This is a genomic window from Streptomyces sp. NPDC096193 (assembly GCF_040302905.1).
Classification (GTDB): domain Bacteria; phylum Actinomycetota; class Actinomycetes; order Streptomycetales; family Streptomycetaceae; genus Streptomyces.
The window spans coordinates 68,414-92,839 of the sequence record NZ_JBEOSJ010000019.1; the positions used below are offsets into that span (position 1 = coordinate 68,414).

Annotated in this window: 21 protein-coding genes, 1 tRNA gene and 1 pseudogene; 15 read left to right on the plus strand and 8 right to left on the minus strand. The window is 70.0% G+C overall.

The genetic code is table 11. The annotated features are described in order from the left end of the window. Positions 1 to 77 precede the first annotated feature (77 nt). The 3 genes from ABTX78_RS25290 to ABTX78_RS25300 all read left to right on the plus strand — a co-directional run bounded on the left by ABTX78_RS25290 (position 78) and on the right by ABTX78_RS25300 (position 2,663). On the plus strand, positions 78 to 1,685 hold the full coding sequence (locus tag ABTX78_RS25290; RefSeq protein WP_352209081.1) for an MFS transporter: 1,608 nt from the start codon (positions 78 to 80) through the stop codon (positions 1,683 to 1,685). Between the two features lie 249 nt (positions 1,686 to 1,934). Beyond that, positions 1,935 to 2,303 (plus strand): peptidase inhibitor family I36 protein, encoded by a 369-nt coding sequence (locus ABTX78_RS25295; RefSeq protein WP_352209082.1) that lies wholly within the window; start codon positions 1,935 to 1,937, stop codon positions 2,301 to 2,303. A 51-nt stretch (positions 2,304 to 2,354) separates the two neighbouring features. Beyond that, on the plus strand, positions 2,355 to 2,663 hold the full coding sequence (locus tag ABTX78_RS25300; RefSeq protein ID WP_352209083.1) for a small hydrophobic protein: 309 nt from the start codon (positions 2,355 to 2,357) through the stop codon (positions 2,661 to 2,663). Here the strand turns inward: ABTX78_RS25300 and ABTX78_RS25305 are convergent, their stop codons facing one another. Together ABTX78_RS25305 and aceE are read right to left on the minus strand one after the other, a co-directional pair. Next, positions 2,664 to 3,557, minus strand: a complete 894-nt coding sequence (locus ABTX78_RS25305; RefSeq protein ID WP_352209084.1) for a potassium channel family protein — start codon at positions 3,555 to 3,557, stop codon at positions 2,664 to 2,666. 77 nt (positions 3,558 to 3,634) lie between these two features. Continuing rightward, entirely contained in the window at positions 3,635 to 6,382 is a 2,748-nt protein-coding gene (gene aceE, locus ABTX78_RS25310; protein ID WP_352209085.1) for a pyruvate dehydrogenase (acetyl-transferring), homodimeric type, read from the minus strand. 486 nt (positions 6,383 to 6,868) lie between these two features. Here aceE and ABTX78_RS25315 point away from each other — a divergent pair, with 486 nt between their 5' ends. The 6 genes from ABTX78_RS25315 (at position 6,869) to ABTX78_RS25340 (ending at position 11,339) form a co-directional block, all read left to right on the plus strand. Continuing rightward, on the plus strand, positions 6,869 to 7,306 hold the full coding sequence (locus ABTX78_RS25315; protein WP_352209086.1) for a DUF3052 domain-containing protein: 438 nt from the start codon (positions 6,869 to 6,871) through the stop codon (positions 7,304 to 7,306). A gap of 123 nt (positions 7,307 to 7,429) precedes the next feature. Beyond that, on the plus strand, positions 7,430 to 7,888 hold the full coding sequence (locus tag ABTX78_RS25320; protein ID WP_352209087.1) for a peroxiredoxin: 459 nt from the start codon (positions 7,430 to 7,432) through the stop codon (positions 7,886 to 7,888). A 133-nt stretch (positions 7,889 to 8,021) separates the two neighbouring features. Further along, positions 8,022 to 8,597 carry a TerD family protein gene (locus ABTX78_RS25325; RefSeq protein ID WP_352209088.1) on the plus strand — a complete coding sequence of 192 codons (576 nt, stop codon included), beginning with the start codon at positions 8,022 to 8,024 and terminating at the stop codon, positions 8,595 to 8,597. Between the two features lie 88 nt (positions 8,598 to 8,685). Continuing rightward, positions 8,686 to 9,261, plus strand: coding sequence for a TerD family protein (locus ABTX78_RS25330; protein ID WP_352209089.1), 576 nt, complete (start codon positions 8,686 to 8,688; stop codon positions 9,259 to 9,261). A 95-nt stretch (positions 9,262 to 9,356) separates the two neighbouring features. Continuing rightward, positions 9,357 to 10,487 carry a DUF475 domain-containing protein gene (locus ABTX78_RS25335; protein ID WP_352209090.1) on the plus strand — a complete coding sequence of 377 codons (1,131 nt, stop codon included), beginning with the start codon at positions 9,357 to 9,359 and terminating at the stop codon, positions 10,485 to 10,487. 114 nt (positions 10,488 to 10,601) lie between these two features. Beyond that, a complete protein-coding gene (locus ABTX78_RS25340) occupies positions 10,602 to 11,339 on the plus strand; it encodes a TerD family protein (RefSeq protein ID WP_352209091.1) in 738 nt (245 codons plus the stop codon). Positions 11,340 to 11,532: 193 nt separating this feature from the next. Here ABTX78_RS25340 and ABTX78_RS25345 read toward each other — a convergent pair whose 3' ends face one another. Further along, positions 11,533 to 12,309 (minus strand): TerD family protein, encoded by a 777-nt coding sequence (locus tag ABTX78_RS25345; protein WP_352209092.1) that lies wholly within the window; start codon positions 12,307 to 12,309, stop codon positions 11,533 to 11,535. 177 nt (positions 12,310 to 12,486) lie between these two features. Here ABTX78_RS25345 and ABTX78_RS25350 point away from each other — a divergent pair, with 177 nt between their 5' ends. The 3 genes from ABTX78_RS25350 to ABTX78_RS25360 are packed head-to-tail and all read left to right on the plus strand — an operon-like array spanning position 12,487 to position 17,069. Further along, on the plus strand, positions 12,487 to 13,650 hold the full coding sequence (locus tag ABTX78_RS25350; protein WP_352209093.1) for an HpcH/HpaI aldolase/citrate lyase family protein: 1,164 nt from the start codon (positions 12,487 to 12,489) through the stop codon (positions 13,648 to 13,650). Further along, entirely contained in the window at positions 13,651 to 16,236 is a 2,586-nt protein-coding gene (locus ABTX78_RS25355) for a phosphoribosyltransferase (RefSeq protein ID WP_352209094.1), read from the plus strand. It abuts the gene before it with no gap. Further along, a complete protein-coding gene (locus ABTX78_RS25360) occupies positions 16,233 to 17,069 on the plus strand; it encodes an HAD family hydrolase (RefSeq protein ID WP_352209095.1) in 837 nt (278 codons plus the stop codon). Before ABTX78_RS25355 ends, ABTX78_RS25360 begins: the two co-directional genes overlap by 4 nt. A 112-nt stretch (positions 17,070 to 17,181) precedes the next feature. Here the strand turns inward: ABTX78_RS25360 and ABTX78_RS25365 are convergent, their stop codons facing one another. Continuing rightward, positions 17,182 to 17,817, minus strand: a complete 636-nt coding sequence (locus ABTX78_RS25365) for a DedA family protein (protein WP_352209096.1) — start codon at positions 17,815 to 17,817, stop codon at positions 17,182 to 17,184. Between the two features lie 110 nt (positions 17,818 to 17,927). On the opposite strand from ABTX78_RS25365, the gene ABTX78_RS25370 reads away from it, so the two are divergent. Beyond that, a complete protein-coding gene (locus ABTX78_RS25370) occupies positions 17,928 to 19,073 on the plus strand; it encodes a sensor histidine kinase (RefSeq protein ID WP_352209097.1) in 1,146 nt (381 codons plus the stop codon). Beyond that, entirely contained in the window at positions 19,064 to 19,780 is a 717-nt protein-coding gene (locus ABTX78_RS25375) for a response regulator (RefSeq protein WP_352209098.1), read from the plus strand. The genes ABTX78_RS25370 and ABTX78_RS25375 overlap by 10 nt, the downstream gene beginning before the upstream one ends. 142 nt (positions 19,781 to 19,922) lie before the next feature. On the opposite strand, the gene ABTX78_RS25380 is transcribed toward ABTX78_RS25375, so the two are convergent. The 4 genes and pseudogenes from ABTX78_RS25380 to ABTX78_RS25395 form a co-directional block, all read right to left on the minus strand. After that, positions 19,923 to 20,144 (minus strand): FmdB family zinc ribbon protein, encoded by a 222-nt coding sequence (locus ABTX78_RS25380; protein WP_352209099.1) that lies wholly within the window; start codon positions 20,142 to 20,144, stop codon positions 19,923 to 19,925. 282 nt (positions 20,145 to 20,426) lie between these two features. Then, a pseudogene (locus ABTX78_RS25385) lies at positions 20,427 to 20,981 on the minus strand (DUF4383 domain-containing protein); the annotation flags it as partial. A 289-nt stretch (positions 20,982 to 21,270) separates the two neighbouring features. Further along, positions 21,271 to 22,650 (minus strand): hypothetical protein, encoded by a 1,380-nt coding sequence (locus ABTX78_RS25390; RefSeq protein WP_352209100.1) that lies wholly within the window; start codon positions 22,648 to 22,650, stop codon positions 21,271 to 21,273. 71 nt (positions 22,651 to 22,721) lie between these two features. Further along, entirely contained in the window at positions 22,722 to 23,531 is an 810-nt protein-coding gene (locus ABTX78_RS25395) for a DUF4097 family beta strand repeat-containing protein (RefSeq protein ID WP_352209101.1), read from the minus strand. Between the two features lie 238 nt (positions 23,532 to 23,769). Here ABTX78_RS25395 and ABTX78_RS25400 point away from each other — a divergent pair. Then, a tRNA-Val gene (locus ABTX78_RS25400) sits at positions 23,770 to 23,844 on the plus strand. The last annotated feature ends 582 nt before the right edge of the window (positions 23,845 to 24,426 follow it).

The window sequence follows — 24,426 nt, forward strand, 5'->3', positions numbered from 1 at the left end:
ACCTGTGAGCAACGTGACAGTTACCGACTTGTGAATTGGTTTGTCAACTGTCAGCGACTGACATTAGCCTCCCACGCATGACTAGTCAGACCACCGTCGAAAAGGCGCCGAAGGATCCCCAGGACCCCATACCGGCCCAGGTCAAGGGGCTTCGCGGCCACCCCTGGCTGACGCTGTTCGCCGTGGCCATCGGCGTGATGATGGTGGCGCTGGACGGCACCATCGTCGCGATCGCCAACCCCGCGATCCAGAAGGACCTCGGCGCCACCTTCGCCGACGTGCAGTGGATCACCAACGGCTACTTCCTCGCCCTCGCCGTGACGCTGATCACCGCGGGCAAGCTCGGTGACCGCTTCGGCCACCGGCAGACGTTCCTCATCGGAGTCGTCGGCTTCGCAGCGGCCTCGGCGGCCATCGGCCTCTCCGACAGCATCACCCTGGTGGTCACCTTCCGCGTGCTCCAGGGTCTGTTCGGCGCGCTCCTGATGCCCGCGGCGCTCGGACTGCTGCGCGCCACCTTCCCCGCCGACAAGCTGAACATGGCGATCGGCATCTGGGGCATGGTCATCGGCGCGTCCACCGCCGGCGGCCCGATCCTCGGCGGTCTGCTCGTCGAGCACGTGAGCTGGCAGTCGGTCTTCTTCATCAACGTCCCGGTCGGCGTCATCGCAGTCGTCCTCGGCGTGCTGATCCTCAGGGACCACCGCGCCGAGAACGCCCCGAGGTCCTTCGACACCCTCGGCATCCTGCTGTTGTCGACCGCGATGTTCTGCCTGGTCTGGGCGCTGATCAAGGCCCCCGAGTGGGGCTGGGGCGACGCCCGGACCTGGGGCTTCATCGCCGCGTCGGTGGTCTGCTTCGCGTTCTTCGCCTTCTGGGAGAACCGGGTCGCCGAGCCGCTGATTCCGCTGAAGCTGTTCCGCTCCGTCCCGCTCGCGGCCGGCACCGTCCTCATGGTGCTCATGGCCATCGCCTTCCTGGGCGGGCTGTTCTTCGTCACCTTCTTCCTCCAGAACGTGCACGGCATGAGCCCGGTCGACAGCGGACTCCACCTGCTGCCCCTCACCGGCATGATGATCGTCGGATCGCCGCTCGCCGGCGCCATGATCACCAAGACGGGTCCGCGCGTCCCGCTCGCGGGCGGCATGGTGCTCACCGCGGTCGCCATGTTCGGCATGTCGACCCTCGACACCGACACCGGCAGCCTGCCGATGTCCATCTGGTTCGCCCTTCTCGGTCTCGGCCTCGCGCCGGTCATGGTCGGCGCGACCGAGGTCATCGTCGGCAACGCGCCGATGGAGCTCTCCGGCGTCGCCGGTGGTCTCCAGCAGGCCGCCATGCAGATCGGCGGCAGCCTCGGCACGGCGGTGCTCGGCGCGGTCATGGCCTCCAAGGTCGACAGCGACCTGCCGGACAACTGGGCGGACGCGCAGCTTCCGCCGCTCAGCCCGGCCCAGTTGGACCAGGCGTCCGAAGCCGTTCAGGTGGGTGTGCCGCCGGTCGCCCCGGGAACGCCGCCGGAGCTGGCCGCGAAGATCGTCGGTGTCGCCCACGACACCTTCATCTCGGGCATGGGCCTGGCCTGCCTGGTCGCCGCCGGGGTCGCGGCCGTCGCGGTGTTCGTCGCCCTGCTCACCAAGCGCGGTACGAACGCCGACGCGGGTATGGGCGGCGCCCACATCTGACGCCGTCGCCGCCCTCGACGGGCGTCAACCTCGTGTGACCGACAGCCCCGCCGGACGCTTCCGGCGGGGCTGTCACCTATCCGGATGATCTCCGCCCGATCCCCTTCCCGGGGCGTCTTCGTGTGCTCCAGGCTCCCGGTCAAGTGATCAGTCACCACACGGTCATGCACCAGAGGGCCAGTCACCACACGGTCATGCACCACACGGTTATGCACCACACGATCAGTCACCACACGGGGGTTCACCGACATGCGTACGACACCACTCCTCGCCGCGGCCGCCCTGGCCGTCACCGCGCTCCTCCCGGGCCACGCCACGGCCGCCGGCCCGCCGCGCCTCGGAGGCTGCGGCGCCGGGCAGCTCTGCCTGTGGGCCAAGGCCGATTTCAAGGGGGCACGCCAGACGCACGAGCTCGCCGGTCTCGACATCGACAGCTGTGTGCCGCTGCCGACCGGCACCGCCGCCGAGTCCCTGGTCAACCGCACCGGACGGCCGGTGACGACGTATCAGAGCCAGGAGTGCGCCGAGACGGGCGAGTTCGAGACCTACCCCGGTTCGGGCACCTGGCTGCCCCAGTCCCCGTACCGCGTCAGGGCGTTCAAGGTCTGGGAGCGCTGAAGCGGGGTACCCGGGCCTGCGTAGCCCCGAATCGGCCTAACTCAGGGAGTGATGATGGCGGGCTTCGGACACACATCGCGCAGGCACCCTCGCTCACGCGGCCGGACGTGGTCTCGGAGCGGGCCGGACCGCGCGGCACTGGGAATCATCGGGCTGATCTGTGCGATCACCGGATTCTTCGTGCTGGGGATCATCCTCGGCCCGATCGCCGTCGTCTGCGGCTGGCTTGCCATGGGCCGCAGCTGGAACGGCACGCAGCACATACCGGCGCTCGTCGCGCTGGTCCTCGGTGCCATCGACACCGTCCTGGCCATCGTCTGGCTGGCGGGAGCCGCGTCTCCCGGCGGCGGGATGTGGTGATCAGCCTCGCACCGCAGGCTCGTCGGGCGGACCGGCCGGGGTGGGCACCGTGCCCACCCCGGCCGCGCCTGTTCCCCCGCCGACCGCTCCGGTCGGCACGGTCGCGCCTGTCACCACCGCCGCCCCGGGCGCCCCTGATCCCGAAGACGCCGGCGACTCCGAAGACGCCGAGGATTCCGACAGCGCGGTGACCTGTACGCGCAGCGCCTTCACCTCGGCCGTCAGCGCCTCCAGCAGAGCCGTCTGCCGGCGCTCCTCCGCGTCGTCCCGCTCGAAGCGGGAGATGAACCAGGCCGCGATGTTCGCCGTGACGACACCGAGCAGGGCGATACCGGAGATCATGAGCCCGACCGCGAGCAGCCGGCCGAGTCCCGTCGTCGGCGCGTGGTCCCCGTAGCCGACCGTCGTCATGGTCGTGAAGGACCACCACACCGCGTCGCCCAGCGTCTTGATGTTCCCGTCGGGCGCGTCCCGTTCGACGTGCAGCACGGCCAGCGAGCCGAACATCATGAGCCCGGCCACCGCGCCCGCGACATAGGTCGTGAGCGTGACCTGCGGCGCCATCCGCGCCCGCCGGCCCACCAGCAGCAGGGTGGAGACGACGCGGAGCAGACGCAGCGGCCGCAGCAGCGGCAGCACCACCGCGAGCAGATCGAGCGGATGGCTGCGGATGAAGAGCCGGCGGCTCGGCGCCAGTGCGAGCCGCACCAGATAGTCGACGGCGAACGCGCCCCAGACCACCCACTCGACGGCCGTGCACAGCCTGTGCACCCAGCCGTCGGCGCCGGGCGTCACGATCGGCACCGCGTACGCGAGCGCGAACGCGGCGGCGAGCACCAGCAGGGGCGTCTGCGTGCGCTCTTCCCACCGGACCTGTGCTGTTCGCTGCTTCATCCGCGCATCGTAGAACGGGCCCGGGAAACGAGTGCGGGGCGGCCGGATCAGCCCGGCCGCCCCGCCCCCTGCGACTGCTACGCGTCGCCGCCCGCGGGACCCGGGTCGGCCGCCGCGACATCCAGCAGCTGGTAGCGGTCCACGGCCTGCTTCAGCAGCGACCGGTCGACCTTGCCCTCACGGGCGAGCTCGGTGAGGACCCCCAGCACGATCGACTCGGCGTCGATGTGGAAGAACCGGCGGGCCGCACCGCGGGTGTCCGCGAAGCCGAAGCCGTCGGCGCCCAGCGACTGGTAGGTGCCGGGCACCCAGCGCGAGATCTGGTCGGGGACCGACCTCATCCAGTCCGACACGGCCACGAACGGCCCCTCGGAGCCCTGGAGTTTCTGCGTGACGTACGGGACGCGCTGCTCCTCCTCCGGGTGCAGGAGGTTGTGCCGCTCGACCTCGACGGCCTCACGGCGCAGCTCGTTCCAGGACGTCGCCGACCAGACGTCCGCCCTGACGTCCCAGTCCTCGGCGAGAATCCGCTGTGCCTCGACCGCCCACGGCACGGCCACACCGGACGCCATGATCTGCGCCGGGATCCGGCCCTGCTCGCCGCTCTTGAAGCGGTGGATGCCCTTGAGGATGCCTTCGACGTCGACGTTCTCCGGCTCGGCCGGGTGCTGGATCGGCTCGTTGTAGACGGTGAGGTAGTAGAAGACGTCCTCGCCGTGCGGGTGCTCCTCGTCGGAGCCGTACATCCGCCGCAGACCGTCCCGCACGATGTGTGCGATCTCGAAGCCGAAGGCCGGGTCGTAGGCGACACAGCCCGGGTTCGTCGATGCCAGCAGCTGCGAGTGGCCGTCCGCGTGCTGGAGGCCCTCACCGGTCAGCGTCGTGCGCCCGGCGGTGGCGCCGAGCACGAAGCCGCGCGCCAGCTGGTCGGCCATCTGCCAGAACTGGTCGCCGGTGCGCTGGAAGCCGAACATCGAGTAGAAGACGTACACCGGGATCAGCGGCTCGCCGTGCGTGGCGTAGGCCGAGCCGGCCGCGATCAGCGACGCCGTGCAGCCGGCCTCGGAGATGCCGTCGTGCAGCATCTGCCCGACCGGCGACTCCTTGTACGCGAGCAGCAGATCGCGGTCCACCGCCTGGTACTGCTGGCCCAGCGGGTTGTAGATCTTCGCGCTCGGGAAGAAGGAGTCCATACCGAAGGTGCGGTACTCGTCGGGCGCGATCAGCACGAACCGCTTGCCGATCTCCTTGTCCCGCATGAGGTCCTTGAGCAGCCGGACGAACGCCATGGTGGTGGCGATGGCCTGCTGGCCGGAGCCCTTCTTCACAGCCGCGTACGTCTTGTCGCCCGGGAGCTCCAGCGGCTTCGACCGCACGACCCGGGTCGGCACATAGCCGCCGAGGCCCTGCCGCCGGTCGTGCATGTACTGGATCTCCTCCGAGTCACGGCCCGGGTGGTAGTACGGCGGTGCGCCGTTCTCCAGCTGGTCGTCCGTGATCGGGATGTGCAGCCGGTCGCGGAAGCCCTTGAGGTCGTCGACCGTCAGCTTCTTCATCTGGTGGGTCGCGTTGCGTCCCTCGAAGTTCGGTCCGAGCGTCCAGCCCTTGACGGTCTGGGCGAGGACCACGGTCGGCTGGCCCTTGTGCGCCTTGGCCGCCGAGAAGGCCGCGTAGACCTTCTTGTGGTCGTGACCGCCACGGCCCAGGTGCAGGATCTGGTCGTCGGTCATGTTCTCGACCATGGCGCGCAGCCGGTGGTCGTGACCGAAGAAGTGGTCGCGGATGTACGCGCCGGTCTCGGTGGCGTACGTCTGGAACTGGCCGTCCGGCGTGATGTTGAGCTGGTTGACCAGCACACCGTCGCGGTCCTGGGCGAGCAGCGGGTCCCAGGAGCGGTCCCACACCAGCTTGATGACGTTCCAGCCGGCGCCGCGGAACTGCGACTCCAGCTCCTGGATGATCTTGCCGTTGCCGCGCACCGGTCCGTCGAGGCGCTGGAGGTTGCAGTTGACCACGAAGGTGAGGTTGTCGAGGCCCTCACGCGCGGCGATGGACAGCTGGCCGAGCGACTCGGGCTCGTCCATCTCGCCGTCGCCGAGGAACGCCCACACATGCGAGTCGGAGGTGTCGGCGATCCCGCGCGCCTTCATGTAGCGGTTCATCCGGGCCTGGTAGATCGCGCCGAGGGGGCCGAGACCCATCGACACGGTCGGGAACTCCCAGAAGTCCGGCATCAGCCGCGGGTGCGGGTAGCTGGACAGGCCGTTGGGCGCCTTGGACTTCTCCTGGCGGAAGGCGTCGAGCTGCGCCTCGTTCAGCCGGTCGAGCAGGAACGCGCGGGCGTAGATGCCGGGGGAGGCGTGGCCCTGGAAGAAGATCTGGTCTCCGCCCTTGCCGTCGTCCTTGCCGCGGAAGAAGTGGTTGAAGCCCACGTCGTACAGCGAGGCCGAGGAGGCGAAGGTCGCGATGTGGCCACCGACCCCGATCCCGGGGCGCTGGGCGCGGGAGACCATCACCGCGGCGTTCCAGCGGGTCGCGTTGAGGATCTTGCGCTCGATCTCCTCGTTGCCCGGGAAGAACGGCTCGTCCTTGGTGGCGATCGTGTTGACGTAGTCCGTGCTGCGCATCTCGGGCACGGCCACGCGCTTCTCGCGGGCCCGCTCGATCAGCCGGAGCATGAGGTAGCGGGCGCGCTCCCGGCCCCGCTCGTCGACGGCGGCGTCGAGGGAGTCCAGCCACTCCTGGGTCTCTTCGGGATCGAAGTCCGGGACCTGACTGGGAAGGCCGCCAATGATGATCGGGTTGCGATCTGATCCGGAAGCCACGCTATTCCTTCGCTGGTCGGTGAGTTCTGCCTCTACACAAGATGTCTGCGCGGTGTCGCACCGCCTCCATCGTGGACCGCGGGGCGGCAAACGTCATCTCTACTGAGGGGTAACCCCAGCTCTCGCTGACATCCTGACCGGACCTCGCCCCCGAACGGGCTCGGAACCCGTCCGGAGCCCCGTCGCGGTGCCTGGTCAAATCGCAACCTTACGCTCAAGGCGGCAAAGCGTTCCGTTTGGCTGTTCGGTTCCGATTGACCCAGCGAGTGGACGTATGGTGGCAAACATGGCGGAACGGGTTGGCGTCCTGTGCGGGCCCGGACCGAGCGTGTCCGGGCTTGCGTCGAGACGGACGCAAACGTCACCGTTTCGGCGGTCTGGACGGCCGGGTACTTGCGCGATCCGCCCCGCCCGTGTGGACTACGGCCAACGCCACGCGTACGCGCGCGGCTGCAGCACTTACCGAACATGATCAGGAGGCAAGCCGTGAGCGCGACCGCGGACCACGCGGAGGAGCGGACCAACCCGGCCACCAGGCTGGGGTTCGAGCCCGGACAGGTGGTCCAGGAGATCGGCTACGACGACGACGTCGAGCTGGAGCTCCGAGAAGCCATTGAGTCCGTGATCGGCCAGGAACTCGTGGACGAGGACTACGACGACGTCGCCGACGTCGTCATCCTCTGGTTCCGCGACGAGGACGGCGATCTGACGGACGCACTGGTGGACGCCATCGGGCTCATCGAGGAGGGCGGTGCCGTGTGGCTCATGACTCCCAAGACCGGCCGTGACGGCTACGTCGAGCCCAGCGACATCAACGAAGCCGCCCAGACCGCGGGTCTCTCCCAGACCAAGAGCATCAGTGCCGGCAAGGACTGGACCGGCAGCAGGCTGGTGACTCCGAAGGCGGCCAAGTCGAAGCGCTGAACCTCCAGCATCAGGCCCCGGCCCCCTCCGACCACGTCGGAGGGGGCCTTTTGCGTACCCGTGCCGTGAGTAGGGTGGGTGGACCCGTCACCCGAACGGGCTCAGCGAAGGGATCCACACGACATGGCGATCGAGGTCGGCACCAAGGCCCCGGAATTCGAGCTGAAGGACAACCACGGCCGCACCGTGACGCTCGCCGAATTCCGCGGCGAGAAGAACGTGGTGCTCCTCTTCTATCCGTTCGCCTTCACCGGGGTGTGCACCGGTGAACTGTGCGCGCTGCGCGACGAACTGCCCTCGTTCGTCAACGACGACACCCAGCTGCTCGCGGTCTCCAACGACTCCATCCACACCCTGCGCGTCTTCGGCGAGCAGGAGGGCCTCGAATACCCCCTGCTGTCGGACTTCTGGCCGCACGGTGAGGTCTCGCGCGCGTACGGCGTTCTCGACGAGGAGAAGGGGTGCGCCGTGCGCGGCACGTTCATCATTGACAAGGAGGGTGTCGTCCGCTGGACCGTCGTCAACGGCCTTCCGGACGCCCGTGACCTGAACGAGTACGTCAAGGCGCTGGAAACCCTCTGAGATACCCGGCCACACCCGGCGACCGACCGCGCGAAAGTCTGTTTTGCGCGGGAACCGGTCACTAGGATCCACTCGTTGATCCGACACCAACGCACGACGGGGGCGCTGCCCCTTATACCCAATGGAGGGACTCGTGGGAGTCAGCCTCAGCAAGGGCGGCAACGTCTCGCTGACCAAGGCCGCACCCAACCTGACGGCGGTCATCGTCGGTCTGGGCTGGGACGCTCGTACCACCACCGGTGGGGACTTCGACCTCGACGCCAGCGCCCTGCTGACCAACGCCGAGGGCAAGGTCGCCAATGATTCGAACTTCGTCTTCTTCAACAACCTGAAGAGCCCCGACGGCTCCGTGGAGCACACCGGTGACAACCTCACCGGTGAGGGCGAGGGCGACGACGAGCAGATCAAGGTCAATCTCGCCTCGGTCCCGGCCGACGTCGACAAGATCGTGTTCCCGGTCTCGATCTACGAGGCCGAGAGCCGTCAGCAGTCCTTCGGCCAGGTGCGCAACGCGTTCATCCGCGTGATCAATCAGGCGGACAACACCGAGCTCGCCCGTTACGACCTCAGCGAGGACGCGTCGACGGAGACCGCGATGGTCTTCGGCGAGCTGTACCGCAACGGCGCGGAGTGGAAGTTCCGTGCCATCGGCCAGGGCTACGCCTCGGGCCTGCGCGGCATCGCGCAGGACTTCGGCGTCAACGTCTGAGCAGGCCGCATTCCGTCCGGCGCCGCACTGCGAAGTGCGGCGCCGGACGCGCCTTGCACCACATCGTCAGCTGGGGAGGACCAGGATCATGGGCGTCACGCTCGCCAAGGGAGGCAATGTCTCCCTCTCCAAGGCCGCACCGAATCTCACGCAGGTGCTGGTGGGGCTCGGTTGGGACGCGCGTTCCACCACGGGAGCCGACTTCGACCTCGATGCGAGCGCGCTGCTCTGCAACGGCGGACGCGTTCTGGGCGACGAGTACTTCATCTTCTACAACAACCTCACGAGCCCCGACGGCTCCGTCGAGCACACCGGTGACAACCTCACGGGTGAGGGCGAGGGCGACGACGAGTCGCTGCTGGTGAACCTTCCCCAGGTGCCGGCCCATGTCGACAAGATCATCTTCCCGGTCTCGATCCATGAGGCCGACAACCGCGGCCAGACGTTCGGGCAGGTCAGCAACGCCTTCATCCGGGTGGTCAACCAGGCCGACGGTCAGGAGCTGGCGCGCTACGACCTCAGTGAGGACGCCTCCACCGAAACCGCGATGATCTTCGGCGAGCTGTACCGGTACGGCGGCGAGTGGAAGTTCAGGGCCGTAGGGCAGGGGTACGCGTCGGGCCTGCGAGGCATCGCTCTAGACTTCGGGGTCAACGTTTCGTAAAGCTGCGCACGGAGCAGGTAAAGCCTGTCCTTGGTGCGTGGGAGACCTCCCCCAAGGTTCGCCCGGGGGAACCCCCATTACACGATTGGGTACCAGTGGTTCTGAAAACCTTCGGCTGGTCGTTCGCGGTGACCGCGCTCGGCCTGGTCGCGGCGGTGCTCTACGGCGGGTGGACGGCCTTCGGTGTCGTAGCGATCCTGTCCGTCCTCGAGATCTCGCTGTCGTTCGACAACGCGGTGGTCAACGCCGGAATCCTGAAGAAGATGAGTGCCTTCTGGCAGAAGATCTTCCTCACCATCGGCATTCTCATCGCCGTCTTCGGCATGCGGCTCGTCTTCCCCGTCGTCATTGTCGCCGTCAGCGCGCAGCTCGGCCCCATCGAGGCGGTCGACCTCGCACTCAATGACAAGGACCAGTACCAGCAGCTGGTGACCGACGCACATCCGTCGATCGCCGCGTTCGGTGGCATGTTCCTGCTCATGATCTTCCTCGACTTCATCTTCGAGGACCGTGACATCAAGTGGCTCGGCTGGCTCGAGCGCCCGCTGGCCAAGCTCGGCAAGATCGACATGCTGTCGGTCTGCATCGCCCTGATCGTCCTCGCCATCAGCGCGGTGACCGTCGCCACCCACGCCCACCAGCACGGCGGCGCCCACGTCGACAAGGCGGACACGGTGCTGCTCTCCGGCGTCGCCGGACTCATCACCTACCTCATCGTGGGCGGACTCTCCGGCTTCTTCGAGGAAAGGCTCGAAGAGGAGGAGGAGCGCGAGCACGAGGAAGAGGAGAAGGCCAAGGCCAGCGGCAAGAAGCCGTCCGCCGTGGTTCTCGCGGGCAAGGCCGCGTTCTTCATGTTCCTCTACCTGGAGGTGCTGGACGCGTCGTTCTCCTTCGACGGCGTCATCGGCGCCTTCGCCATCACCAACGACATCGTGCTGATGGCGCTCGGCCTCGGTATCGGTGCCATGTACGTCCGGTCGCTGACCGTCTACCTGGTCCGCCAGGGCACGCTCGACGACTACGTCTACCTGGAGCACGGCGCGCACTACGCGATCGGCGCCCTCGCCGTGATCCTGCTCGTCACCATCCAGTACGAGATCAACGAGATCATCACCGGTCTCATCGGCGTCGTCCTGATCGGCGCGTCCTTCTGGTCCTCGGTGCGCCGCAACAAGGCGCTCGCTGCCCAGGAGGAAAAGGGCGAGCCGGTCGACGCCGGGGTGTGACCCGGCGGAGATTGAGGAACGCTCTCAACGGGGCGGCTTCGAGGCACGGGCCTCGGCGCCGCCCCGTTGTGTGTCACGCAGCGGGGGCACATCGATACGACTGGGGTGGGACGTATGGCCTTCTGGGACGGTCTGTGGCGGGGGAGGGCAGCGCAGTTCGACTCGGGCAGCGCCGCGTCCAACTCGATCGAACTCACCAAGCGGCACCCGTCGGTGTCACTCACCAAGCAGGGCGCCGCGACCGGCAATCTGCGGGTCAACCTGTCCTGGCGGATGCGGACGTCCGACATCGAGGGCCGGTCCCGGCAGAGCGGCCGCCTGCTGCGGCACCCCTTCAAGCTCTTCCAGCCCGATGTGGTCCAGGCCCACACCCAGGGCGTGGTCAATGTGGACCTCGACCTCGGCTGCCTCTACGAGCTGGTGGACGGCAGCAAGGGCGTGGTGCAGCCGCTGGGCAGCTTCTTCGGCGCCATCAACGAGGCGCCCTATGTGAAGCTCAGCGGCGACGACCGGTTCGGCTCCCCCTCGGGCGAGACCGTCTATGTGAACCTCGACCACCGCGAGTCCATCAAGCGGCTGCTGTTCTTCGTCTACATCTACGACCAGACGCCCGCCTTCGACCGCACGCACGCCCATGTGACGCTCTACCCGAGCAACGGGCCGCGGGTCGAGATAGAGCTCGACGAGCGGGCACCGCAGGCCCGCTCCTGCGCGGTGTTCTCCATGGAGAACGTCAAGGGCGACCTGATCGTGCGCCGCGAGGTGAAGTTCGTCTACGGCTTCCAGGCGGAGCTCGACCGGCTGTACGGCTGGGGACTCCAGTGGGGCCGCGGCTACAAGACGCGGGTGTAGGCCTTGTCGGCACGGGGCGCGTCGGCGCAGGGCCCGTCCGGGCAGGCCGCGTCCGCACAGCCCTGCTCTGCACATCCCTGGTCCGCACAGCTCTGGTCCGCGCAGCTCTGGTTCGCGCTGCCCTGGTCCGCGCTGCCCTGGTCCGCGCGGGGCCCGCCGAGCGCCGCCGGTCTCCCGTTCCGGGGGGTCCGCGTCAGGGACGGACGAACTGCGGCCCCATCGGAGGCAGCCGGAAGTTCGGATCCGGCGCGAAAGCGGCAGCGGGAGCCGGCTGCGGATAGCCGTACGCAGGCTGCGCCGGGCTTGCGGACGGCTGCGGGTAGCCGTAGGGGGGCTGGGCGCCCGCGGGCTGCGGGAATCCGTACGCGGGCGGGTGAGCCGGCGGCGCGGGATGGGCCGACGGGTCCGCCGCCGCCTCGGCCTCGTCCACCGAAATGCCGAATTCGGTGGCCAGGCCGACGAGCCCCGTCGGATAGCCCTGTCCCACCGCGCGGAACTTCCACCGTTCCCCGCGCCGGTACAGCTCACCGCAGATGATCGCGGTCTCCTCGCCGGTCTCCGGCTTCACATCGAAGACGGCGAGCGGCTCACCATCGGCCTGGGAGGCGTCGTAGAGCAGTATCCGCAGATCACGTACATGCTGGAAGGAGTCGCCGTCGGAGGAGGCGGCGAGCACCACCTGGTCGACCGACGCGTCGAGCGAGGAGAGGTCCGCCTCGACGGTGTCCGTCAAATGCTCGGCGACGCGCTTCTTCGGCAGTCGCCGCACCAGCCCCGAGGGATGGCGCGGCTGGTTGTAGAAGACGAAGTCCTCGTCGGAGCGCACACGGGCGTCCGGGCCGAGCAGCAGGGCCGAGGCGTCCACGTCGGGGACGCCGGCGCCCGGCGTCCAGCGGAGCACGGCCCGTACGGCCGTCGCATCGAGAGGGACGTTCGAACCCTTCAGCATCGCGTGCGTCATGCCCGTCATCCTGCCCTCCCGCGGGCATCCCGGACAACGCGGGGCCCCTTGTCCTCCGGCGTGGACATGGGCATGGTGCAAGCGGGTTACCTGGAGTTCATGGGCTGGGGGAACTCGTGACACACATTCATACGTACTATTACCGGCCATGCCAGAACGGCCGCCAGAGCAGTACGGGGGAAATCAATGCGTCATTTCGGGCACCTTCCGCCTGGCGTCCGCGACAGTCTGTTCCATCAGGAGCCGTGCGAATTCACCACCGCCGCTCCCGCCCGTACGCTCGCGGCCGCGCTGGGGGCGACGCTCTACAGCCCGGCCACCCGTCCGAACCTCGCCGACGACGTGATCAAGCTCGCGGGCAACGGCGTGGTCTCCATGGTCCTCTGCCTGGAGGATTCCATTGACGACGCCGATGTGCCGGCGGCCGAGGAGAACCTCGTCCGGCAGTTCGCCGCCCTCGACGAACGCGGCGTCGAGCTCCCGCTCCTGTTCATCCGGGTCCGGGAACCCGGTCAGATTCCCGATCTGGCGCAGCGCCTCGGCTCATCCGTCCGGCATCTGTCCGGATTCGTACTTCCCAAGTTCACGGACGAGCGGGGAGTGCCCTTCCTGGAGGCCCTCACCGACGCCGAGACGGCCACCGGACAGCGGCTCTTCGCCATGCCCGTCCTGGAATCCCCGGAACTTCTCCATCTGGAGACCCGCACCGAGACGCTCGCCGGGATCGCCCGCACCGTCGACAAGTACCGCGAGCGCGTCCTCGCGCTCCGGCTCGGCGTCACCGACTTCTGCTCGGCCTACGGGCTGCGCCGCGCACCCGCCATGACCGCCTACGACGTGCAGATCGTCGCCGCCGTCATCGCCGACGTGGTGAACGTCCTCGGAAGGGCCGACGGCACCGGCTTCACCGTGACCGGCCCCGTGTGGGAGTATTTCAGGCTCCAGGAGCGCATGTTCAAGCCGCAGCTGCGCCGCAGCCCCTTCCTGGAGGGCCGGGCGGAAGAGCTGCGCACCGCGCTGATCGAGCACGACCTGGACGGACTGCTGCGCGAGATCGAGCTGGACCGCGCCAACGGCCTCCAGGGCAAGACCTGCATCCACCCCTCGCACGTCCTGCCCGTACACGCTCTGTCGGTTGTCAGTCACGAGGAGTTCAGCGACGCGCGGGACATCCTTCGCCCGGACCGGGAAGGAGGCGGAGTGATGCGCTCCGCGTATACGAACAAGATGAACGAAGTGAAGCCGCACCGGGCCTGGGCCGAGCGCACCCTGCTGCGCGCCGAGGTCTTCGGGGTCGCCCGGGAAGAGGTCGGCTTCGTGGAACTGCTCGCGGCCGGGCTCGCCGGCTGAATGACGAGGAAAGAGAACGACGACGTGGTCTGGTCGGGAACGTGGGTCGCGGAGCGGCTGGGCGTCGGGCTCCGAGGAGACGAGCAGCTGCCCGCCCTGCTGGGACTGGCCCTGCGCCGCAACCCCAAGCGGGCACACCTGCTCGTGTCGAACGTGCTGGGCAAGCACGTGCCGCAGTCGCCCTCCGTCGTGTACGACGCGGGGCACGGACTCGGTGAGCGGGTGCGCAAGCTTCTCGGGGACGAGGACGCGGCCCGGGCGGTCGTCCTCGGCTACGCGGAGACGGCGACCGGCCTCGGTCACTCGGTGGCCGACGGGGTCGCCCTCGCGCCGTATCTGCACTCCACGCGGCGTCCGGTCGACGGCGTGGAGCGCGCCGGAGGCTTCGAGGAGTCCCACTCCCACGCCACCTCGCACCTGCTGCTGCCGGAGGACCCGGACCTGCTGGCGGGCGCGGGCCCGCTGATCCTCGTGGACGACGAGTTCTCCACGGGCAACACCGTCCTCAACACCATCCGTGACCTGCACGAACGCTATCCACGCGACCGCTATGTGATCGTGGCGCTGGTCGACATGCGTGCGGAGCAGGACAGGGACCGGCTGGAGTCCTTCGCGACGGAGATCGAGGCGCGGGTCGACCTCGTGTCGCTGGCCTCGGGGACGGTGAGCCTGCCGGAGGGCGTGCTGGAGAAGGGGCAGGCACTGGTGGCGCAGTACGAAACCCGGGCCGGCTCCGATGCGGCGCAGGGTCCTTCCGTGGCTTCTCCCGAGGCCACGCAGAGCTCTCCCGCGACTTCGCCCGATGCCGCGCCGAGCTCTCCCGCGGTCTCTCCCCAGGGGCCGGCGGGCCGGGTGCGGCGCGTCGAACTGGAGTGGCCGGCGGGCGTGCCCGACGGCGGACGGCACGGCTTCACCCCCGAGCACCGCGACCGGCTGGACGCCGAGGCTCCTGCGATGGCGCGCCGTATCGCGGAGGCCCTGGACCTCCCGTCGGCGACCGCGACCCGGGACGCCGACGCCCGCCCGCGCATTCTGGTCCTCGGGTTCGAGGAGCTCATGTACGCGCCCCTGCGCCTCGGCACCGCCCTGGAGCGGATCGCCGACGCCGACGTGCGCTACTCCACCACCACCCGCTCGCCCGTCCTTGCCGTCGACGACCCCGGCTACGCGATCCGCACCCGGCTCGTGTTCCCCGCCCACGACGACCCGGCCGACGGCCCCGGCGAGCGGTACGCCTACAACGTCGCCGGCGGCGGCTTCGACGCCGTCGTCGCGGTCGTGGACTCCGTGGCCGACACCCCCCGACTGCACGCTCCCGACGGCCTGCTCGCGCAGCTGGCCGCCCACACGCCGCAGGTCGTGCTGGCCGTCATACCCTCATACACCCCGCACACCCCCGAAAGGGTGTCCATGCTGCCCGAGCCCCTGCGCGGACCCGCGTTCTCCTCCTACGCCCCCGATGAGGTCGGCTGGTTGCTCCAGGACCTCTCGGACGCCGAACTGGAGGCGCCGACCGAGGAGCGCGAGGAGGCCATCCAGAGCGGGGGAGCGCACTACGCCGAGTCGCTGCCGGTGGAGTACCAGCCGAGCGCCGAGTACCAGCAGCTGTTCAAGGCCGCTCTGGACACCTCCGCGGCCCGCATCGCCCGCGCGGTCGGCACCGTCACCGAGACCGTCCTCGCCGAGGTCCCCCTGCGCCGTGGCCGGCGTGGGACGGACCCCCACCCGCGGCCGGTCCTGGTGTCGCTGGCCCGCGCCGGCACCCCCGTCGGAGTGCTGATGCGCCGCTGGGCCCAGCACCGGCACGGCATCGATCTGCCGCACTACGCCGTCTCCATCGTGCGGGGCCGCGGTATCGACGCCAACGCCCTGCGCTGGCTCCAGCAGCACCACGACCCCGCCGACGTCGTGTTCGTCGACGGCTGGACCGGCAAGGGCGCGATCACCCGCGAACTGGCCGCCGCGGTCGCCGAGTTCGAGGGCTTCGACCCGGAGATCGCCGTGCTCGCCGACCCGGGTGGGTGCGTGCGCACCTACGGCACCCGCGAGGACTTCCTCATACCTTCCGCGTGCCTCAACTCCACGGTCTCCGGCCTGATATCGCGCACCGTCCTGCGCTCCGACCTGGTCGGTCCGGACGACTTCCACGGCGCGAAGTTCTACCGCGAACTCGCGGACGCCGACGTCTCGAACCACTTCCTCGACACCGTGGCCGCCCGCTTCGACGAGGTCGCCGTCGCGGTCGACGCCGAGGTGAAGGAGCTGCTGGCCGCCGACCGCGCCCCGACCTGGGAGGGCTGGGCCGCCGTCGAGCGCATCAGCGAGGAGTACGGCATCCACGACGTGAACCTGGTCAAGCCGGGCGTGGGCGAGACGACCCGCGTGCTGCTGCGGCGCGTCCCCTGGAAGATCCTCGCCAAGCGCGGCGCGGGCGCCGACCTGGACCATGTACGGCTGCTGGCCGAGCACCGCGGCGTACCGGTCGAGGAGGTCGACGAACTGCCGTACACCTGCGTCGGGTTGATCCACCCCCAGTACACGCGCGGCGCGACCGGCGCCGACGGCAGGGCGGTGACGACGCCGTGAGCACCGCGCCCACCCTCGTCGCCAGCGACCTCGACCGCACCCTCATCTACTCCAGCGCGGCACTCCAGCTCACGATGCCCGACGCGGACGCCCCGCGGCTGCTCTGCGTCGAGGTGTACGGCGGCAAGCCGCTGTCGTACATCACCGAGACGGCCGCCGGGCTGCTGCCCGAACTCGCCGCGGCCGGCATCTTCGTGCCGACCACGACGCGCACCCGCGAGCAGTACGGCCGGATTCATCTTCCCGGCCCGACACCGCAGTTCGCCATCTGCGCCAACGGCGGACACATCCTCGTCGACGGCGTCTCCGACCCCGACTGGCAGCGGCAGGTGGCCGCCCGCCTCGGTGACGAGTGCGCCTCGCTGGACGAGGTCCGTGCCCATCTCGTCGCCGCCGCCGACCCGGCCTGGCTGCTCAAGGAACGCGTCGCCGAGGACCTCTTCGCCTATCTGGTCGTCGAGCGTGCCCTGTTGCCCGACGGCTGGGTCAAGGAGCTCGCCGAATGGGCGGCGCCCCACGGCTGGGCCGTCTCCCTCCAGGGCCGCAAGATCTACGCCGTACCGCAGCCGCTCACCAAGAGCGCGGCGGTTCGTGAGGTCGCCCGACGCACCGGCGCCGAGCAGATCCTCGCCGCCGGGGACTCCCTCCTCGACGCCGACCTGCTGCACGCCGCGGACCGCGGCTGGCGGCCCGGCCACGGCGAACTCGCCGACAGCGGCTGGCGCGCCGCGAACGTCGAGGTGCTGGAGGAGACGGGCATCGCGGCGGGCGAGGAGATCCTGCGGCGGCTGCTCGGCGGGATCGGTCCGGTGGCGTCGCTGCCGGCGGCCTGACCGGGACGGCGGGGCGCGGCTCGTTTTCCGGCAGCCCGCCGCCTCCGTGCCCCCCGCCTCGGGGCGCGGGGGTCGGCGGCGCCGGCCGCCCCGCCGCCCTGCGTCCTGGCCGTCAGCGTCGCCGTACCCCCTTGCCCCGCTTGTTCAGGCGTACGCCGATGAAGGCCACCACCCCGAGCACCGCGGCCACCAGCACGACCGTCGAGTAGGTCGAGACATAGCCGGTGACGTCCTGCCAGTTCTCGCCGAGCAGGTAGCCGGCAAGAATGAAGACGGTGTTCCAGATCGCGCTGCCCAGCGTCGTCAGCCCCAGGAACAGCGGCAGCGACATCCGTTCCACGCCCGCCGGCACCGAGATCAGCGACCGGAAGATCGGGATCATCCTCCCGAAGAACACCGCCTTCGCGCCGTGCCGCGCGAACCACGCCTCCGTCCGCTCGATGTCGGCGACCTTCAGCAACGGCAGCTTCGCGGCGATGGCGACCGTACGGTCCCGGCCGAGCAGCGCGCCGACCCCGTACAGCGCGAGCGCCCCGATCACCGAGCCCGCCGTCGTCCACAGGAGGGCCGCGATCAGGTTCATCTGCCCGGTGCTCGCCGAGAAGCCCGCCAGCGGCAGGATCACCTCGCTGGGCAGCGGAGGGAAGAGGTTCTCCAGGGCGATGGCGATGCCCGCCCCCGGGGCGCCCAGGGTGTCCATCAGGCCGTTGACCCAGCCCGGAGCGCTGCTTTCGATCGCGGTTTCCATGCGAGCCACGCTAGGCAGCCGAAGCTGAAGAGAAACTGAAGGCCGCCGCACACCATCCTGCGGTTTTCCCCAGTGTGCGAGCCGTGCCGGACCGGCTAGCGTGGCCGATCATGAGGGCGGTCACGGTACGGGGAGCGTGGTACGCGGCGGGGCTGGCTCTCGGGGCCGCGACCGCCGTCGCCGAACTGCTCCTCACCCTGCTGGCGGGCCTGTCCCTGCTGCTCGTCCTCGCCTGGCCGCGCGGTCGCCGCGCCGTGCTGCGACGGCTCGGTGCGATCGCGGCCGGGATCGCGGACGCCGAACGTCGCAGGCTGAGCCGCTTTCTCGGTGTGCGGATCTCCGACACCTACGACGACGTGCGCGCCCTGCGCTACGTCGTGGCCCGCTGGCCCCTCGGGCTGCTCGGCGGTCTCGTGCTGTTCTGCATGGCGACCGGCATCCTCTATGTCGGATTCGGTCTGTTCGGCTGGTTCTTCCGCGGTATCGACCACCCCTGGGCGGTCGTCGCCACCGGTCTGGCCGGATTCTTCCTCGTCTTCCTCACCGTCCAGGCCGTCTTCGGCACGGCCCTGCTGGAAGGGCAGCTGGCGGGGCGTCTCCTCGGCCCCAGCCACCAGGACGAGTTGGAGCGGCGGATCACCCAACTCGCGACCAGCCGGGCCGAGATGATGGACGCCGTCCACGACGAACGCCGGCGCATCGAGCGCGACCTCCACGACGGCGTCCAGCAACGCCTCGTCGCCCTCGGCATGCTCATCGGCCGCGCCCGGCGCAGCCGCGACACCGAACGCGCCGGCCAACTCCTGCTCCAGGCCCACGAGGAGAGCCGCCGCGCCCTGGCCGAGCTGCGCGAGGTCGCCTGGCGCATCTACCCGACCGTGCTGGACGAGGCGGGACTGCGCGCCGCCCTGGAGACCGTCGCGGAACGCACCCCGCTGCCCGTGCTCCTGAACTACGCCGTCGACGAACCTCCCGGCCGCCAGGTGCAGACCGTCGCCTACTTCGTCGTCTCCGAAGCCGTCACCAACGTGGTCAAGCACTCCGGCGCCACGCGTATCGCCGTCACCCTGCGGCGCGAGCCCGGAGCACGGACGCTGCGCCTGCACGTCGAGGACGACGGATCGGGCGGCGCCGACCCGACGGGCGGCGGACTGCTCGGCCTCGCGGGCCGGGTCGCCGCGCTGGACGGCCGGTTCGCGGTGCACAGCCCGGCCGGAGGACCCACCGAGATCATTGCGGAGCTGCCGTGCGCGTAATCCTGGCCGAGGACTCGACCCTGTTGCGGGAGGGCCTCGTGCGTCTGCTCGCGGAGGAGGGGCACGAGGTCCTCGCTGCGGTCGGCGACGCGGAACAACTGCTCGCGGCCGTCGAGGCGCACACGCCGGACGTGGTCGTCACGGACGTCCGGATGCCACCGACCCACACCGACGAGGGCCTGCGCGCCGCCCTGGAGATCCGCCGCCGGCGGCCTGAGGTGGGTGTTCTGGTGCTGTCGCAGTACGTCGAGAAGCGGTACGCGACCGAGCTGCTGACCCCGGACCCGGAGGTCCCCGGTCCTCAGAACGCTGGTCGCCAGGGCGCTGGTCACCAGGGCGCGGGCCAAGGGGCCGGTCATCAGGGCGTCGGCTACCTCCTCAAGGACCGCGTGGTCCAAGTGGACGAGTTCCTGGAGGCGTTGGAGCGGGTGGGCCGGGGGAGGGCGGCATTCGACCCCGAGGTGGTCCGCCGGCTTCTGGCCCGCAGCAGCCGTACGGATCCGCTCTCCCGGCTGACGGCGAGGGAGCGAGACGTGCTGGGGGAGATGGCACAGGGGCACACCAACGGGTCGATCGCCGCGCACCTCCATGTCTCGCAGAGCGCGGTGGAGAAACACATCAACGCGATCTTCGACAAGCTCGGCCTGACGGGCACGACGGGCTACTCACGCCGGGTGCTGGCCGTGCTGAGGTATCTGGGTTCGTGAGGTGCGCGGGCGGTGCTTGTGGGCCGGTGTATGCAGGCAGCGCGTGTCATGCCGGTGCTCGGTGCTCGGTGTGCGCCGGGTGCTGAGGGGCGTGCGGGGCGCCCGCGGGTGTGGTCCGCGGGCGCGTCCGGGGTGTCGTCCGTCAGCCGCAGCAGCCGCCACCGCAGCAGCCGCCGCCCCCGCCACCACCGCTGGGAGCGGACGCGGGCGAGGACTTCGTACCGCCGACGGCGACGGTGGACAGCAGCTTCACGGTGTCCTCGTGCCCGGCCGGGCAGCTCGCCGGATCGGCGGAGCGGGCCATCGGCCGGCTGACCTCGAAGGTGTCGCCGCAGCTGCGGCAGCGGTATTCGTAACGGGGCATGGCCTCAGGCTACGCGGTCGGCCGCGGGCCGGGCGGGTCCCGCCGGGACTCGGAGGCTCCGGGAGCGGCGTCCTGCGCGCCGCCCTGCGTACCGGTGGTGCCGGTGGTTCCGGGCGGGCTGGTGGTTCCGGGACCATCGGTGGTGGTGCCGGGAGTGCTGGTGGTGCCGAGGGCGCCCGATCCCTGCCGGGTGCCGCTGCCGCTGCCGCTGCCGCTGCCGCTGCCGCTGCCGGTGGCGAGGCCGGCCGGCTCCCGCTCCGACCCGGACCCCTGCACGGCCTTCGCCTCGGCCCGGCGACTGGCGTGGAGCTCCTGCGCGGCCTCCTCGGGATGGCGGGCGCGCCAGTACGGGTTGTCGTGCGGCAACGTCGAACTGACCCTGCCGTACATCCCGAACGTCATCAGCATCAGCCCCACCACAAAGCTGAACAGCACGTTCTGGATCTCGAAGGCGAGCGGGTTGAAGCCGGTGTCCAGCAGGGCGAGATTGACGAAGCCGCTCGCGACGAAGAGCACGCCGAGGACCATGTTCATCGTCGAGGCGACATTGCCACCCATGACCATGCCGACGAGGAGCAGCGCTCCCACACAGATGGACAGGACGCTCAGCGCGCCGTTCGTGCTCAGACCGGCGACCGTGTCGCCCTCGGTGTCGAAGAAGCCGATCTTGTCGATCAGTCCGAGGATGCCGAAGGCGATCAGGATCAGCCCCATCAGTCCGGCACCGACGCGGTAGACGCGGCTGAGGCGGTGGTCGACGGGAAGGTGGTCGTCGAACCGGAGGCGCTTGCCTTCGGCGGCGTTCCGGCTTCTGCCGTGCAGCACGTGAGCGGCCATGTCCGGCCTCCTTGGGGACGTACGCGTCCTTCCAGCATCCGCCTGCGGCCGGACGGCTTCAACTCAGTGGCCGGGAGGGCGGGCCCGGCGGGCGGCGGCGGCCGGCACGAGGCGCACGGGGCCGGTCGGGGGCGTGGCGGCCGGCGGGGGCACGCCGACGGGGGCACGCCCGTACGGAGAGTCACGCGTCCCACCGGTAGGGGGACGCGCGTCCACCGGTACGGAAAGGCACCCGTCCTACCGGTACGGGATGGCACCCGTCCTACCGGTACAGGTGCGGATTCGGCGGTCAGCTGCCGTGGGCGCCCCGGTCCTCCCGGATCTGCTCGACCACGCGGGCCGCCGTACGCCGTACCGCTTCCGTCTCCATCAGGAAGTGCCAGTAGTCGGGGTGACGCCCTTCGAGGGCGGTGACGGCCCGGTCCAGCCGGGCGACCGCGTCGTCCAGCGGCCGGGCATGACGGGGATCGGGCGTGTTGCGCCCGGCCATCGCGAGCCGCTGGGCATCACGGATGGCGAAGCGCGTGCGGTCGATCTCGTGCTGCGGGTCCTTGGACACGGCGTTCAGCCGCTGGAGCCGGTCGCCGGCCGCCGAGACCGCCTCGTCGGTGCTGTTCAGCAGTGCGCGGACGGTGCTGAGCAGGGCGGTCGCGTCCGGCCAGCGCTGCTCCTCGCGCGCCTTGGCCGCCTCGCGGAGCCTCTCCTCGGCCTGCCGAACACTGTTCGCGGCCTGGTCGGGCACCGGCTGGAGGTCCTGCCAGCAGGCGGCGGAGAAACGGCGCCGCAGCTCGCTGAGGACGGGGTCGACGGTGCCGGCACGGTTGGTGAGGGCCTGGGCGCGCGTACGCAGCGACACCAGGCGCTTGTCGATCTCCGCGGCGAGCTCGGGCAGCCGCTCGGCCTCCGCCCGTACGGCCTCGGCGTCGCGCATCACCCGGTCGGCGCGCTGGAGGGTCTCGGCGACGCCGTGACGCCCGGCGCCCTGGTTGAGCATGGTGAGCTCGGGAGCGAGGGCGGCGAGACGGGCGGCCAGGTCCTCCGCTCGCAGACCGGAGCTGCGCACCGAATCGAGAGCATTGCTCGCAGAGAGGAGCGCCTGTCGCGCCCGCTCCACGGCGGGGGCGAGCCGGGCCAACTGGGTCTCGGCCTTGTCCAGCAGCGGCCCGAGCCCCGCGGCGAAGCGGTCGAGATCGGCCTTGACCCGTACGAGCTCGTCCTTCGCACGGTTCAGCTCACCGCGCGCCTGCGAGGCGACGGAGGGTTCGAGATCGTCCCGGTCGAGGTCATGGGCGTCGACGGCGGTGATGTAGAGCTGACTCACCTCATCGATACGCCGCCCGAGGGCGGCGAAGTCGTCCACCGTGCGACGAGCCCCGGGGGAACTGTCCACGGCCGTGATCGTCTCGATGGAGATCCGCAGATCGCGCTGCGCGGTGTCCAGCTCGTAGAAAGCTGCGGCTGCTGCGTCCTTCGCGGCCTGCGCGTCGGCCCGCTGACTCTCCCCGCGCCCGCCGAACCAGCGCCGCGTACCCCCGCCGGCGAACGATCCCGACATGACACCCGACAGCGCCACGGCCACCATCGGCACAGGCAGCAGCACCAGAGCGAGGACATCCCGGACGGCACTCGCTTTCGCTCTTTCGTGCGGCTGCGCGTGTGTCGCCGTCACATCCCTCTCCCGTGCCGTGTCGCCGTACCCGGTTCATTCTCCCACCAGGTAGTGACGAACACACGGGTCGGTTAGTTCGCGCTTCGCACCGTCACTTTGCCGTTGTCGCTGCGAGCCTTCACGACGTGGGAGCTGCCGTCGTCGGTGGGCACGTCCACATCGACCCTGCCGTTCTCGCTCTTGGCGGTCACGGCGTACGGCCCCCCGGAGCGCGGCAGCTCGATGACGACCTGCCCGTTGTCACTGACGGTCTCCACGGTGTCCGGCACGGCGGCGAGCCCGAGCTCCACCCTCCCGTTCTCCGACCGCGCCTTCACGGTCCGCGCGGTGACGTCCTGCGCGACGACCTTGCCGTTGTGGCTCACCAGATCCAGCGCCCCACTGGAGTCCCGCACCTCGACGGCCCCGTTGTCGGACCGGATGGTGAGCGGCGCACGGAACCCGCCGGCGTTGACACCCCCGTTGTCGTTCTCCACGGTCACGGCGACATCCCGCGGCACCTTCACGGTGTGCCGGGCCTCGCAGTCACTCGCAACGGCAGCGCACTTGACCCGCAGAGTGAGCCGTTCCCCCTTCATTTTCCACGTCGCCTCGGGCCCGCTCCCGAGAAACACCCACCCGTCGACCTGCCGGGTCACCTCGACGTCCTTCACATCGGCGGCGACGAGCTCGATACGGGAGTCGCCGCTGTCCACGGTGAGGGTCTTGCCGGCGAGGGGAAACTTCCTGCTCTCGACGGGAGCATCCTCAGCCTCGGCACCCCCACACCCGGCCAGCACGACGACCAACCCCGCGACCCCACCCACCACGCCGACGCCCCGAAGAACACGCTGCGCGACGGAACGCCCGGTGGTGACGCGCGTACCGGTGTGAGCGGTCATGGTGATCATTCCCCCTGCGGATGAAGTGCGGTGCTGCCGACTGCGCCGACGGGTCTCACGGTAGGAGCGAGGGCCCGTCGCCTACGATCCGGCCGACCACCGGATCGGGGGTGGGGGTAGCCCCAGGGGGGAGCGGGGCCGCCGCTCCAGGGGAGCGGGCTGGGGCGGGGCCCTGGCCGCGGGGAAAAGGTGTTTGCGGGGCGGGCCAGTGGGCCATGTACGCTGTTCACTCATCCACGGGTGCGTAGCTCAGGGGTAGAGCGCTGCTCTTACAAAGCAGATGTCGGCGGTTCGAAACCGTCCGCGCCCACCAGCCAGGACGCCCTCGCAGCGATTCGCTGCGAGGGCGTTGACGGTAGCAGTTGACGGCAGTGGCCAGCCCCCCGTCTAGATCCCCGCGCAACTGCACCCTGCGTTGCGTGCTCCGCTGCATCGGAGCCACGTCTGCTCGGCTTCGGACTGGCCCACGGGCCGGTCCAGGCCCCTCGGGCCCCGGTGCGGTTCAGCCGCACCCTCCGCAGGTCCACACTGCCGCAGCTCAGTAGGCATTCGCGTACGGGGCCTTCCAAACGGGGCCGGTCATCCGCGCAACCGCCACCTGAGAGACATCCATTCGAAGGCACCTTGAGGCTCCCTGCGCGCACCACCGATTTCCTGCTGCTGGACGCGCTGGGTCTAGATGGCGGTCTGGTGGGCTCGGGAGCGTCAACCCGCCCAGGCTTCGAGACCGGGTCGGAGGAAGCCGCGGGTCGTCTGCGCGATGGCGGTTCTGATCTTGCCGTGCTGTCGACCGCCTAGAGGACGAAGGCGCGTCAGTGGTGGCGGCCGTGCCAGCCGAGGGCCGACACGGGGTCGCCCTGGGGCGGGTCCACTGTGCCACGGACCGACTGGTCGG